This is a genomic window from Acinetobacter sp. BSP-28 (assembly GCF_044130285.1).
In the GTDB taxonomy this organism is placed as follows: Bacteria; Pseudomonadota; Gammaproteobacteria; order Pseudomonadales; family Moraxellaceae; genus Acinetobacter.
Map to the genome: position 1 here is coordinate 95,801 of NZ_JBIQOB010000009.1, position 13,368 is coordinate 109,168.

Genomic DNA, 13,368 nt, shown 5'->3' on the forward strand with positions numbered 1-13,368 from the left:
TTATAAAACTTTTTCAATCCAGATTTTTAAAATCTGTTCAGGCTGATATTTTTGAGCACTTAACAATGAGTTTTTAGCGAATTCATCCAATAAATCAGGAAATAAAGTCAATTTTAGAATTGCTGCAGCCAATTCATTAACATTTTGGTTACTTACTAATAATCCATTTTTATGATCTTGTATGATATCACTTGGACCATAGGGGCAATCATATGACACAATAGGTAAACCGAAACTTTGAGCCTCTATTAATACCATTGGCAAGCCCTCATATTTCGAACACATCACGAAAAAACTAGATTGCTCATAGACCTGTTTTACATTTGAAGTAGTGCCTTTCAAACTCACATTTTTTAGTGAGTTTTGCTCAATATAATCATGTAGTAATTTTTTGTACTCACCGTCACCATAAATATTGAGCTGCCAGTCAGGAATAGATTGATATATTTTCTTCCATGCTTGTAGCAGATGAATATAATTTTTTTGATCAGTTAGACGCCCAATGGTTACAATTTTTTTATTCCTATTACGAGGTGAAGAAACGATTGTAAATGGTGAAAAATTTGGTATAGTTAAAACATTTGAATGAAATTCAGAAAATTGTTTTTTATCATTATTTGTTAGACAAATAATTTGGTCAATTTTTTTATATAAAAATTTACTTAAATTTTGAATAATTTTAGGTCTACTAACAAAAGATACATGTTCAAGAGAGACTAATTTTTTCACTTTAGGTAAAAGGCTAACTAATAGGGATAATTTACCCATATTATGAATAATAACAACATCATAATTTTCTTTAATAAAACTTTGACTTAATTGAGAAATGAATGAAAAAATATTTCCCTTTAGTGTAATAACATTAACATCAGGAGCTAATGGATAGGCACAATTTAATCTTGAAGACTCTCTATTAATTATAGAAACATCATAAATTTTAATAGCAGATAATTTATTTGCCAACTCAATTGCAACACGCTCTGATCCGGATTTACTCTTTAAGGAGTTGATAATAAAAGCGATTTTCAAGCTAATTAACCTTTTGAAAGCATTTTAAAAAATAAACGTTTAACAAGATATTGAAATTGAAACTTTGACTTAAAGATTGATAAAAAAATAAATACCGACATTTTAAAAAAATTTTTTTGAGCTTTAGCCATAAAAGCAATTCTTAAAAATTCATTTGATTTATCAAAATTCACCTTATACTTTTCATGATTGACTATATAATTTTTTACATTTTCTAAACTATAATTATCAAATTGACTTTTTTTTCGCATATTATAGAGTTCGATCACATAATTAGACATTAGTCTTTGATTAAATCCAATCGTTGACGTTGTGTTACCATTACGAATCCGTACAGAATATTCATAACTATCAATATTTGTAAATAACATCCCCTTAGAATACATTCTCAATAAAAAATCATAATCTTCAGCGCCAGGAATTTCTCGATAACCATTTAATTTTTTGTAAACTTCAGCTTTAGCTAACCAAATATGAAGTACTGGTGAGGAATACTTTATAATTTTTTTAATTTTAAAAAAATTATTTGGTAACTCAAGTTTTCCAATAACTTTATCATTTTCATTAATTGTATAAACATGACTTCCTACTAAGCTATATTCAGGATTATTGATTAGAAAATCCAATTGCTTTTCTATACGTTCTGGAGAACTAATATCATCCCCGTCCATTCTTGCAATATAATCACCTACTGCATATTTTAGCCCTAAATTCAATGTTTTAACAATTTTAGAGTTCACATTATTTCTTAATACTAAAATTCTAGAATCTATTTTTGCTAACTCTTCAACAATTTTAAATGTTTGATCCGTTGAATAATCATCTACAACTATAATTTGTAAATTTTTATATGTTTGATTTACTATAGATAAAATAGACTTTTCCACATATTTCTCTACATTAAAGACCGGTATTACAATACTTATTAATGGGTTAGACAACATGTATTACATCCTTTTTTTATAAAAAAGAAAAAGAAAAAGAAAAAAAACTATCAATGAATATATGATGCTAGATGAAATCGAATATAATAAACTCCTTGGACCAAACATGAATGCTGGCAAAGAAGCAATTAATACATAGAAATATATTATATTGTTTTTTGCTTTCTCAATCAAAAAACAATAAAAAACGCCTAGTATAAATGAAAAAATAGATAAAATAAAATAATTCATGTTGCCTAATATTAGTAAATCTAAAAAAATAGACCAACCTAAACCATAACCCTCTTCAAATAAATTTTTATTCAAACTATATGCAAAAAAAGAACCACTGCTAAAATTATGAGTACCATTCACTAAACCTAAAATAGATGATAAACCAGCAATAGGAATGAACATTGTAATATAAGTTAGTATAGGCCAACTAGTGCCAAAATTATTAATAACTATTGAAGGTAAAGTATAAGTTAAGCTCTGCACATAAATAAATTTAATTAATGGATTGTCTTGAAGAAAATCATCTCTCCCCCCTCTAAAGCTTTCTAAAAATTGTGCAAAAAATATTAGCACTGTTCCTAACAATACAATTCTAAATACAGGTAATGTCTTTCCATGAATTACACTATATAGCCACAATAAAATTAATACCCACATAAACAGTAAAGCACGTTGCCCTACTAATAAATTTATTAAAATATATAAACCTAAAACAAAAAGAGAAATATATATTATTTTTTTATTATTTAATACAACAGAACTTGCTATCATGATTGGCAAAAGCAAACTAGCTATCCTTGTGTACCCAAAATCATAATTAATTTGCCCTGTATATAAACCCTCATAACCATATTTAAAAAAAATCGAAATCAAGTCAAATGAAATAGGATAAAAAATTAAAAGTAAAACCAAAATACAAAATAAATTTATAAATTTATAAACATTATAATACCTATTGCTAAAATTAAAAGTTTTTAAAGAAGAAAATAAAACACTTCCATATAAAAATGATGATAGCGATATTTGCCAAAACAAAAAACTCAAAAAATAATCATCACTTTTAAAATAAAATAATTCCCCCCAAATTAATTCATAATAATTATGATATAAATCAAATAGGCTTAAAAAAACACGCCCCAAGGTAAAAATAGAAAAAGAAATTAAAAATAATCCCTGAGGTGAAAATAGATCAATCCGATAAATTCTCAATAAAAAAAAGGATAAAATGAAATTAATGACATATAAAAACTCACATAACTTTAAGTAAATATTATCAACATATCCTTCACCTAATCCCAAATAATAAATAATAAAACAAATTAAATTATAAGTTATAAAAAATAAAGAATAAATTAATTTATTATTAAAAAATACATTATTCATTTATTTTTCCATATACCAGTTAAAGAAATAAAAATAGTTTCAAAGTAGTCAATTTTATTCTTATTAAGTTCATGTCGAATTATTCTAAACTGCGGATATGATAAATTATATTTAGAAACTATTTTTCGCCCAATATCAACTGGTTGATCTGGTGAACAACCATCAATTAACAAATATTCAATATTTTTATAAGTTTTCAAAAATAATGAATCAGCAAATTTTTCAACACTATACATAGGAAAATTAATTAAAACTAAATAACTCATAATAACCTTAGTTTTTTAGAAATATAATAACAATACATAATTTCACAAAGCCCAGACAAACTAATTGCCCACGCAAATACTCTTATATCTTTAATAAAAAATAAACCAATTACTAAAAATATTAACAGTGAAAATAAAGCAATAAGTTGATTTTTAAAAACAAAATCACTCTTATTGTTTGGTACAAATATAAAATAGATAAAACAACCAACCACCAACCACACAATTGTAGTTAAGCTTAGAATCAAAATTAAATCATATGCTTGTAGCATAGCAGTTCCACCTAATAATTTTATAACATGCTCTCCCAGGATAGCTACAGTAAAAACCGCTATAATACCCATTAAAAATTCTAGTTTAATAATTCTTTTTATTATTTTATTATTCAGCGAATTAATTATTTTTGGGAAAATCGCAGTATTTAAACTTACAAATATAGTTCTTGGTATAGAAATAATTTTCATTGCCAAATCATACAAAGCAACTTCTTTCATACCAAAAAAAGTACCCAATAGTACAACAACACATTGCTCTTTAGTAACCCCAGCAATCACACTAAAAAAGTAAGGTAAGCTTTCTTTGTATAAATGAAATACTTCTTTTATTTTTTTATACTCAATTTTGATTTTATCCCACCTTAAAATGTAAATTAGTGCTATAAAAGAACTAAATAAGACACCTAAAGATGATATCAGCGAGAATACCCATACATCTGATTTATCTTGTACAAAAAGAAAGATAAAAGGCAAAGTCAAAACTTTAATCAAAACTTGAATAATAGTAAGAATTTTCATCTTTTGTAACGCTTGAAAATACCATAATGGCAAGAATACTGCACCGATTACTTGTAAATAAGTCATCAACATCATATTAAAATGAATTCTAAATATTGATATTGCAGATATAATCAATAAAAATATAACTGAAGATAATAATGCTAAATATAATTTAGAAAAAAATACTTCTGACATTATTTTAGATTTAACTCGACTATCTTGAGAGTTTTCTGCGATTATTTTTAAAGCAGGAATATCAAATCCAAAATTAACCAAGAAAATGAAAAAAGTTACGATAGAAAGGCAAAATACATAAACACCATATTGAACTACACCTAATTTTAGAATTAAATATGGATAAATTGCTAAATAAAAAAATGAATTCAAAAACTGCAAAAAAGTCATAAAAAAATAATTTTCAATTACTTTTTTATATTCTGTTATAAAATTTGAAATTTTTGAAAAATTCATCACAAAGTTGAGCTCACAATCGTATTTTGACTTTGCACCAATTAATATATATTTACTTTTTACAATAAGTTTTCTATATTAAATTTCTTTCATAATTTCCTTTTATTGCTCCATATAGAAGAAAATAAAGAGGGTATCAACAATTATGAAAGACGCCTATTCTATATCTTTACTCTATATCCATCTACATATTTAACTAATATATTAGATAACTTCAATAAATCATCAGCATTAGATTTAATGTTTACCAAATTTATAAAAATTTCAGATATCTCTTCAAAATTCCAATATTTTTCATAAGATTTTAATATCCTCTCATGATCGGTCTTCTCTACATTTTCCTGATCAATCAACAACTCTTCATACAATTTCTCACCGGGACGCAATCCGGTAAACTGAATTTCAATATCACCTAGGCCATTTTCATCGATGGGACGGAAACCGCTTAAGCGAATCATTTGCTTGGCCAAATCGACAATTTTTACCGGTTCACCCATATCCAATAAAAATACGTCACCGCCTGTACCCATGGCCCCTGCCTGAATCACCAGCTGGGCTGCTTCAGGAATGGTCATAAAGTAGCGTGTCACTTCCGGATGGGTCACCGTAACCGGTCCACCTTGGGCAATCTGCTTTTTAAACAAGGGAACCACTGAACCCGAAGATCCCAATACATTACCAAAACGTACAATACTGATTTGTGTTTGCGGTTTTGTTGCAGCCAACCCCTGACAGTACAGTTCTGCCATCCGTTTAGACGCCCCCATAACATTCGTCGGGCGCACCGCTTTATCGGTGGAAATCAAAACAAAAGTTTCCACACCCTGATTCACCGCTGCATCCACACTGCGTGCAGTGCCAATCGAGGTGTTATAAATACCTTCAAACGGATTGGCTTCCACCAATGGTACATGTTTGTAGGCTGCGGCATGATAGACTGTTTGTACCTGATATTCAGCAATAATACGTTCTAATTTGGCCTGATGGGTGACAGCCCCCAGAACAGGAACAACCTGAATACCGGAATTTTGTAGCTCACGGTCAATCGAATACAGCGCAAACTCTGACATTTCAAATAAAATTAACAACTTCGGCTGATGCTTGACAATCTGACGACATAGTTCCGAACCAATCGAGCCCCCTGCCCCAGTCACCATCACCACTTTATTTTTAATGTTTTTTTCTAAAAGCTCAGGCTTTGGCGGTACAGGATCACGACCCAGCAAGTCAATAATATCCACCTCTCGGATATCGGAAACCTGTACCTGCCCCCCGACCAGTTGGGTCACGCCCGGCAATTCCATAATTTTGACATCAGCCAGCTCAAAAGATTCGATGATCTCTTTTTTACGTGCCCGGCTGACCGAAGGCATGGCCAGCAAGATTTCTTCAATATGAAATTTGCCTAATTTACCCAAGGCTTTTTTCGGCGCATAAATTTTTAAACCGCTGAGAGACTGACCGTGCAGCGAGGCTTTATCATCAATAAAACAAATCGGCAGATAATCATCGGAACGATTTAAAGCCGCTGAAATTTGCTGTCCTGCTAGCCCTGCCCCATAAATTGCCACACGTTTACGGATTTGTTTTTTGGCAAAAGTTTTTAAGGTCGCATAGCGAATGACTGCTCGACTCCACCACATGTATGAAAACAGCATAAAGCCATACATGAGCGGAATACTCATGGGAATAAACGCTATATCTAACTTTTTAATGGCATACAAAGCGACAATTTGAACGAATGTCCCAATTGAAATACGCAGTAAGTAATCTTCGTTAAATGAGCGCACAATGGCACGGTAAATCCCCAGCACAGTAAAAACCGATACGCCAAAGATCGCCACATAGATATACCAAGCCTCAAGCCCTTGCATCACCGTGACATTTGGACGTGCCAAACGAATGGCGTAGGCAAGCCACATCATCAGTGGCAACATGCACACATCCATGGTCACCAAAACCACTTGTTTTTGGCGACGCGGTAAGGAGGCAATGGAACGAATAAAATCTTTCATTGAAGCTCGGTTATATCTGCTGAAATAGCACGGCGTGATTATACGCTGTTTTCAGTTTGAATCTGCATAATCACGCTTTGAATGGCATCGACGGTTTTTTGCAGACTTTGTTCAGATAAAGTTGGATGCACCAAGAACATCAGACTGCTTTCACCTAAAGCTTTTGCATTGGCTAAACGTTCATTTGGACGCCATGGTGTACCCTCAAAGGCTTTTTCTAAATAGACTTCTGAGCATGAACCGCTAAAACATGGAACATTCTGTGCGCTAATTTCTGCCATGATGCGATCACGTGACCAGCCTTCAGGTAAGGCATCAACATTGACCTGTACATAGCATTTATAAGCAGCATGTACATAATCGTTAGATGCTTTTGGTACAGTAAAATATGGACTCTTTTCAAATTCCGCTTGGATGCGTGCCATATGGGCATTACGTTTTGCCGTCCATTCCGGCATTTGTTGCAGCTGCAAACGACCAATCACCGCTTGCATTTCCATCATGCGCCAGTTAGTGCCGAAGGAATCGTGCAACCAACGGAAGCCCGGTGGATGTTGCGTGTTATAGACGCTGTCAAAGTTTTTTCCGTGATCTTTGTATGACCACATTTTTTTCCAAAGCGTTTCGTCATTGGTGGTGACCATACCGCCTTCACCGCCCGTGGTCATAATCTTGTCCTGACAGAAGGACCATGCGCCAATATGGCCAATCGAGCCGGCAGATTTGCCTTTGTACATTGCGCCATGCGCCTGGGCACAATCTTCAATTACATAAAGGCCTTTTTCCTCGGCCAATTGCATGATCGGGTCCATATCACACATCCAACCGGCCAGATGCACGCAGATAATCGCTTTGGTCTTTGGGGTTAATACGGCTTCAATGCTACGGCGTGAAATGTTTTGTGAATCCAGTTCAACATCGGCAAAAACCGGATTGGCCCCGGCTGTCACAATTGAACTTGCCGAAGCTAAAAAGGTGCGTGAGGTGACAATCACATCATCACCTTGACCAATGCCCAGTGCTTTTAAAGCCAGATCCAGCGCTACGGTGCCATTCGCCACAGCCACGGCATAATCCGTTCCGGCAAATTGTGCAAATTCCTTTTCAAATTCACGACATTCCTGACCGGTCCAGTAATTCACTTTATTGGATAAAAGGACTTTTGAAACCGCATCTGCCTCTGCTTGCGTGAAACTTGGCCACGGCTCAAATGCACTGTTTAACATGGAATTTTCCTAGCTTTAAATTCTATCTGGATTCAACGATACGCGCCGGATTGCCCACCACGGTAACGCCAGCCGGCACACTTTTGGTCACCACGGCACCCATACCGACAATCGCACCTCGACCGATAACCAGAGGTTGTTCAGGGGTGCCCTGCTTGATCATGGCACCGGCACCAATGTAGGCGTGGTCTTGAATATGAATATTGCCGTTGCATTTTACCCCTGGCGCAAAGGTAACGAAATCCCCAATCACGCAATCATGCTCGACATAGCTGTATAAATTGGCATGGAAGCATTTTCCAATTTTAATATTCGAGGTAATAGTCACAAATGGACTCAGCGCTGCGCCAGCTGCAATCTGGGCATCATCCATCAGCACCACATTATCTGCCATAACCGACCAGAGCTGAATACCATCCGCTTCTAGGCGATTGGCGATTTTTTCACGCACCTGGCTATTGGCAATTGCAATCAGCACCTGTTTTTGCGCAGCGGGTTCAGCCAGAAAGCTGGCATAGTTCATGGCACGATGAGCATTGACCGTGGTGATGGCAGTCTGTGCATCATCAATAAAGACAATTTCAGATCGGTCCTGTTCACGGACCAGTTGCTGCCGCGCCACCGGCATCAGGCTACGCCCACAGCCCGAAGCCCCATATATGGCATAGAGTTTAGTCATTTTTCTGTTCCGGTGTGCCGGTAAATTTTGTCATGGTTGCCTCGCCTTCGGCACTGATGTCATCCTTGGCAAGCACTCTTTTTACGGTTTTCAGCATAATTTTAAAGTCCAGCCACAGCGACTGATTTTCCACATACCAGGTATCCAGCTTGAATTTTTCTTCCCAGCTGATGGCATTACGCCCATTCACCTGTGCATGTCCGGTCATGCCGGGACGTACGTTATGGCGCTTGGCCTGTTGGCTATTGTATAAAGGCAGATATTCCATTAACAGTGGCCGTGGTCCAACGATACTCATCTCACCTTTAATCACATTCCACAGTTCCGGCATTTCATCCAGACTGGTGGCACGCAGCATTTGACCAAAGGGCGTTAAACGTTCACTGTCGGGTAATGGATTTCCGTTTTTATCCACTGCATCTTTCATGCTGCGAAACTTGATCATTTCAAAGGGTTTGCCATGCAGACCCGGACGCAGCTGACGGAACAGGACCGGTGAGCCTAAGTTTTTACGCACCTTATAGGCCACAAAAAAATAGATTGGAGACAGCAGCAGCAAGGCCGTCGAAGCAATCACCACATCCAGAACACGCTTTAACATTCATTTCACTCATTATATATATATTAAAGATCAGTCCAACGTCTATTCACTAATCCACCCGGATTGTTCATATGCAACACTTTTGCATAATTGCCTGCAGCGGTGGCACCTTCTGGAATATCTTTGGTGACGACACTGCCCGCGCCAATCGTTGCATTAGAGCCAATTTTAACCTGGTTCACAATACAGACCTGAGGACCAATATAAACATTATCGCCGATTTCGGCAGCCTGACGTCCCCCATTCGCACCAATGGTACTAAATTGCGATAAATTTACATTATTCCCAATGACGGTTGAAGGATTGACCACCAATGGCCCACCATGACCGATATACAAGCCATAGCCAATCTTTGTGGTGATGTGAATATCAATGCCGTATTGCTTTTTCTTGTAATAATAAATGGGATAGGCAAATTTTGCCCAAATGGATTTTGCGCTGGCGAGTCGCAACCAGACTGAAAAGTTAAAACCGCGATTAAACAAATAGTTTTTTAAAAAGAGCTTAAAGCTGATCTTTCCGGTATAGCGATACAAGTCACTTTTAATGTATTTCACGATCATAAGACCATCTCTGAATGATTTATCCTGTCCAGCCGATTCATCTCGGTCATGGCTTAGTAATGATCTGCATTTCCGTCATCATGTGTTTATTCACTTGATGCACATCATATTTATTGAGTGCCATTTCACGGGAACGCTGTCCCATATAGACAATCAGCTGGGGATCTTCAATAAAGTACTGCATGCTCTGCACCAGATCTTCGACCGATTTGGCCGCCACCAGATAGCCATTTACGCCATTGCTCACCGTTTCACGGCAGCCCGGGGCATCGGTGGTAATAATGGCTCGCCCCATCGCCATGGCCTCCAGGACCGTACGCGGGGTTCCTTCCCGGTAAGAAGGCAATACATAGACCGAACTTGCCGCGATGGCCGGACGTACATCACTCAGTTTACCCCAAAACTTGAGGGTATGATCCGCTACCCAGCGATCCAGCTCGGCTTGTGAAATTGCAGAAGGATTGTCATCAATCCAGCCAACCAGATGAAATTCCGTTTCAGGATATTGCGCTTTGACAATGCGTGCCGCTTCGGCATATTCACGCACGCCTTTATCACCGAGCAATCGGGCAATCAGCAAGAAAGAAGCTTTTACCTGCCCGTCTTCATTGAGCGGTAAAGGCATGAGCTCAAAATCCTGCACATTCACCCCTGAACCATTGACCACCACAGTCGGCTTGCTTGAATCAAGCAAATGCATCTGCTGGAACAGCTTTAAATCGTCCGGATTCTGGAAAAACACTTTATGGGCATGTTTTAAAGCCTGGGTATACAAGCCATGCACCAGTTTTTGAAAAAAACTGCGTTTGCCCGATTCAATATTTTGAAAGGCATAACCCAGTCCGGTGATTAAGGCAAAACGCTGCGGTACCCGCGCCAGCCATGCCGCCAAAGTACCGTAAATCACAGGTTTAATGGTATAGCTCAGCACCATATCCGGCTGAATCTGGCGGATCATCTGATACAGGGTTTGCAGCAGCTTAAGATCGGCCAATGGATTGGTGCCTGCTCGCTGCATGGGAATGCCATGCACCTGATAGCCCAACTGCTGCAACTGCTTTAATTCATCGGGAAAATCCGTCAGGTCCGGTGCAAACACATGAATTTCATAACCCTGAGCATGAATCGCTTCCAACAGTTTACCCCTAAAGTTCAGGGCTGAAGGCAGATAGCTACAAATCATCAAAAACTTCATGCACCTTGTCTCCACATGTCCAGATACTGCTGACTCACGCTCTCAATACTAAAATGTTGTTCCACCCGTGCACGGCTGGCTTGTTTCAACTGTAATTTTTCCGCCTGGCTGGAATGGACATAATCCAAAATGGCATTGGCCAGCGCCCCCGGATCACGTGGCGGCACAATGGCACCCAGCTCATCGACTATATATTTGGCATCGCCGACATCGGTACTGATACAGGGCAGACCGGATGCCATGGCTTCGACCAGCACATTGGGAAAGCCTTCGGTAATCGAGGTCATCAAAAAGGCATCCACCGACTGATAAAATGCCGGCATGTCAGAAACCTGATCCAACAAATGGACTTTATTTTTATCCAGTTGATATTGCTCGAATAAAACTTTTACTTCGGGATTATTCAAGCTTGCCCCACTGCCGGCAATTTTAAAAATAATCGGCTGATCATTCAGTTTTGCCAGAGTCGCAAATAAATAGGGATAGCCTTTTGCGGTGTGATAACGCCCTGCAAAACCAATCACCAACGGCTCATGTAAATCAGGATTGGGCTGGAACTTGTCCAGAAACACGCCATTGGCAATCACCTGAGCATTGTTATTTTTCAGGCCAAAGCTTTGATGCTGTTGCAAAGATGAATGCGCACAATAAATCACGCCTTGGGGCTGCGCAGCGAGAACTTTGCTCATGACCAGGGCGACTTTGGTACTCAGCGATTCTTCTTTGGGAGAGGCCAGCGAATGATGAATGCCCCAAAAAATCTCGGTTTTTGGGCTGAGACCGATGCAACTTAAACTAGTCAATACATTGGCATGGTACATCCAGCATTGCACCGTTTTTGGCGCGATAGACTTGAGCAAATGCCGCAGCTTAGCAATCGTCCCCAGCGTATTCAGTCCATTCCAGCCCAATGCATAATAGGATTGGCACTGCGCCAGGGTTTCGGCATACACTTTTGATGTTTTCATCAATGCGATAATCACATGCGCATACTGGTCGCGGGTCTGCTGAATCAGGCGTGCCAACATCATCTCTGCCCCGCCCACTCCGGCAAAGTTGGTAATCACATGTACCATGACTGGTTTCGGCTGATTCATGCGGAGGGCTCCATCAGCTGCAGATAACGCTGTTGCACGGTATGTTTATGAAATTGCATACAATGTTCGGTTAACTCCGTATCATCATACGTGACATATTCACCGAAAATTGCCTGTTGCATTGCCGCAGTCATGCCCGCCTGATCATTACATTCCACCAGCAAGCCAAATTTAGCATCCGCCAAAATTTCCTTTGGACCGCTGGGGCAATTGGTGCTCACCACTTTAATTTTCGAGGCCAAAGCCTGAATCAGCACCCCGGGCAAGCCTTCCCAGTTGGAACTCAAGACAAACAGCTCGGCATATTTAAAATAGGCATAGGGATTGGGATCAAAGCCGGGCAGATCGACCACATTGCTTAAGCTTAAGTCATGAACCAATTGCTCTAGTTCACCGCGTAATTCCCCTTCTCCCAGAATAATCAAGCGGGTTTCCGGGTGCTGTTGATACAAGGCATGAAAAGAACGAATCAGGAAGCCGAAATTTTTCGCTTCGGTTAAACGCCCGACTGCCAGAATGACTGTATGTTCTGGCTGGAAGAAACGATGCTGAACGGGCACTTGCAGTTTTTTAGCATAGGTCTCGTCAATCACCGGGTTATAAATGGTGACTAAATTGTTCTTGGAATAGGCGTAATATTCACGAAAATCATCCAGCACGCCATTGGACACACAGACCACCTGACTGGCAGATGGGTAGGTCATTTTGACCAGGGTTTTCAGCAGCCACTTTGCCATGCCCTGCAATTTCAAATTTTTTGAAGGGGTGGAAACCTCGCGTAAAATCAACCGGACCTGACTTTTGGCTAAACCTCTGGCCAAGGCAGCAATAATATTCGTATGGGTCTGGGTCGCCACCAGCACATCATAATCCACCGCCTGCAACAGTTTTTTCAGTGGGAAAATGGCATTGGCAACACGGCCACAGTTTAAATCAATCAATTGAATCTGCGGATCAACCTCGGATAGGAGTTTGCCTTTTACCCCACTGATGTCACAAACCACCACATCCACTTTGCGTCCCAGCTGGACCAGGTTATTGGCCAATTGAATCACGGTACGTTCTGCCCCACCACCCCCTAAGCTCGGCAAAAAAAACATGATTTTATTGAGCATAACAATACCTAAAA

The 13,368-nt window shown here is 38.4% G+C and carries 13 protein-coding genes; all 13 read right to left on the reverse strand.

What is annotated here, in order from left to right:
- The 13 genes from ACE01R_RS08575 to ACE01R_RS08635 all read right to left on the reverse strand — a co-directional run bounded on the left by ACE01R_RS08575 (position 1) and on the right by ACE01R_RS08635 (position 13,354).
- Complete coding sequence (locus ACE01R_RS08575; RefSeq protein WP_395550391.1) at positions 1–1,029, reverse strand: glycosyltransferase family 4 protein; 1,029 nt, start codon at positions 1,027–1,029, stop codon at positions 1–3.
- 5 nt (positions 1,030–1,034) lie between these two features.
- Positions 1,035–1,973: a glycosyltransferase family 2 protein gene (locus ACE01R_RS08580; RefSeq protein ID WP_395550392.1), complete on the reverse strand. Its 939-nt coding sequence runs from the start codon at positions 1,971–1,973 to the stop codon at positions 1,035–1,037.
- 3 nt (positions 1,974–1,976) lie between these two features.
- Positions 1,977–3,350, reverse strand: coding sequence for an O-antigen polymerase (locus tag ACE01R_RS08585; RefSeq protein ID WP_395550393.1), 1,374 nt, complete (start codon positions 3,348–3,350; stop codon positions 1,977–1,979).
- Entirely contained in the window at positions 3,347–3,616 is a 270-nt protein-coding gene (locus tag ACE01R_RS08590; protein WP_395550394.1) for a glycosyltransferase, read from the reverse strand. The genes ACE01R_RS08585 and ACE01R_RS08590 overlap by 4 nt, the downstream gene beginning before the upstream one ends.
- Complete coding sequence (locus ACE01R_RS08595) at positions 3,613–4,863, reverse strand: oligosaccharide flippase family protein (RefSeq protein WP_395550542.1); 1,251 nt, start codon at positions 4,861–4,863, stop codon at positions 3,613–3,615. Before ACE01R_RS08595 ends, ACE01R_RS08590 begins: the two co-directional genes overlap by 4 nt.
- Before the next feature lie 161 nt (positions 4,864–5,024).
- The gene (locus ACE01R_RS08600) at positions 5,025–6,878 is read right to left on the reverse strand and encodes a polysaccharide biosynthesis protein (RefSeq protein WP_395550395.1); all 1,854 of its coding nucleotides are present in this window, start codon (positions 6,876–6,878) and stop codon (positions 5,025–5,027) included.
- A 38-nt stretch (positions 6,879–6,916) separates the two neighbouring features.
- Positions 6,917–8,104 carry a DegT/DnrJ/EryC1/StrS family aminotransferase gene (locus ACE01R_RS08605; RefSeq protein ID WP_395550396.1) on the reverse strand — a complete coding sequence of 396 codons (1,188 nt, stop codon included), beginning with the start codon at positions 8,102–8,104 and terminating at the stop codon, positions 6,917–6,919.
- 22 nt (positions 8,105–8,126) lie between these two features.
- Positions 8,127–8,783, reverse strand: a complete 657-nt coding sequence (locus ACE01R_RS08610; RefSeq protein ID WP_395550397.1) for a NeuD/PglB/VioB family sugar acetyltransferase — start codon at positions 8,781–8,783, stop codon at positions 8,127–8,129.
- Entirely contained in the window at positions 8,776–9,384 is a 609-nt protein-coding gene (locus ACE01R_RS08615; protein ID WP_395550398.1) for a sugar transferase, read from the reverse strand. The genes ACE01R_RS08610 and ACE01R_RS08615 overlap by 8 nt, the downstream gene beginning before the upstream one ends.
- A gap of 23 nt (positions 9,385–9,407) precedes the next feature.
- Positions 9,408–9,947 carry a serine O-acetyltransferase gene (locus tag ACE01R_RS08620; RefSeq protein ID WP_180042672.1) on the reverse strand — a complete coding sequence of 180 codons (540 nt, stop codon included), beginning with the start codon at positions 9,945–9,947 and terminating at the stop codon, positions 9,408–9,410.
- Positions 9,948–9,993: 46 nt separating this feature from the next.
- A complete protein-coding gene (locus ACE01R_RS08625; protein WP_395550399.1) occupies positions 9,994–11,142 on the reverse strand; it encodes a glycosyltransferase family 4 protein in 1,149 nt (382 codons plus the stop codon).
- Entirely contained in the window at positions 11,139–12,239 is a 1,101-nt protein-coding gene (locus ACE01R_RS08630) for a glycosyltransferase (RefSeq protein ID WP_395550400.1), read from the reverse strand. The genes ACE01R_RS08625 and ACE01R_RS08630 overlap by 4 nt, the downstream gene beginning before the upstream one ends.
- The gene (locus ACE01R_RS08635) at positions 12,236–13,354 is read right to left on the reverse strand and encodes a glycosyltransferase (RefSeq protein ID WP_395550401.1); all 1,119 of its coding nucleotides are present in this window, start codon (positions 13,352–13,354) and stop codon (positions 12,236–12,238) included. Before ACE01R_RS08635 ends, ACE01R_RS08630 begins: the two co-directional genes overlap by 4 nt.
- Positions 13,355–13,368: the final 14 nt, after the last annotated feature.

Bases quoted from the DNA above. Each gene is read 5' to 3' on its own strand.
- ACE01R_RS08580 (WP_395550392.1), bottom strand. From the start codon at position 1,973: ATGTTGTCTAACCCATTAATAAGTATTGTAATACCGGTCTTTAATGTA.
- ACE01R_RS08585 (WP_395550393.1), bottom strand. From the start codon at position 3,350: ATGAATAATGTATTTTTTAATAATAAATTAATTTATTCTTTATTTTTT.
- ACE01R_RS08590 (WP_395550394.1), bottom strand. From the start codon at position 3,616: ATGAGTTATTTAGTTTTAATTAATTTTCCTATGTATAGTGTTGAAAAA.
- ACE01R_RS08595 (WP_395550542.1), bottom strand. From the start codon at position 4,863: ATGAATTTTTCAAAAATTTCAAATTTTATAACAGAATATAAAAAAGTA.
- ACE01R_RS08600 (WP_395550395.1), bottom strand. From the start codon at position 6,878: ATGAAAGATTTTATTCGTTCCATTGCCTCCTTACCGCGTCGCCAAAAA.
- ACE01R_RS08605 (WP_395550396.1), bottom strand. From the start codon at position 8,104: ATGTTAAACAGTGCATTTGAGCCGTGGCCAAGTTTCACGCAAGCAGAG.
- ACE01R_RS08610 (WP_395550397.1), bottom strand. From the start codon at position 8,783: ATGACTAAACTCTATGCCATATATGGGGCTTCGGGCTGTGGGCGTAGC.
- ACE01R_RS08615 (WP_395550398.1), bottom strand. From the start codon at position 9,384: ATGTTAAAGCGTGTTCTGGATGTGGTGATTGCTTCGACGGCCTTGCTG.
- ACE01R_RS08620 (WP_180042672.1), bottom strand. From the start codon at position 9,947: ATGATCGTGAAATACATTAAAAGTGACTTGTATCGCTATACCGGAAAG.
- ACE01R_RS08625 (WP_395550399.1), bottom strand. From the start codon at position 11,142: ATGAAGTTTTTGATGATTTGTAGCTATCTGCCTTCAGCCCTGAACTTT.
- ACE01R_RS08630 (WP_395550400.1), bottom strand. From the start codon at position 12,239: ATGAATCAGCCGAAACCAGTCATGGTACATGTGATTACCAACTTTGCC.
- ACE01R_RS08635 (WP_395550401.1), bottom strand. From the start codon at position 13,354: ATGCTCAATAAAATCATGTTTTTTTTGCCGAGCTTAGGGGGTGGTGGG.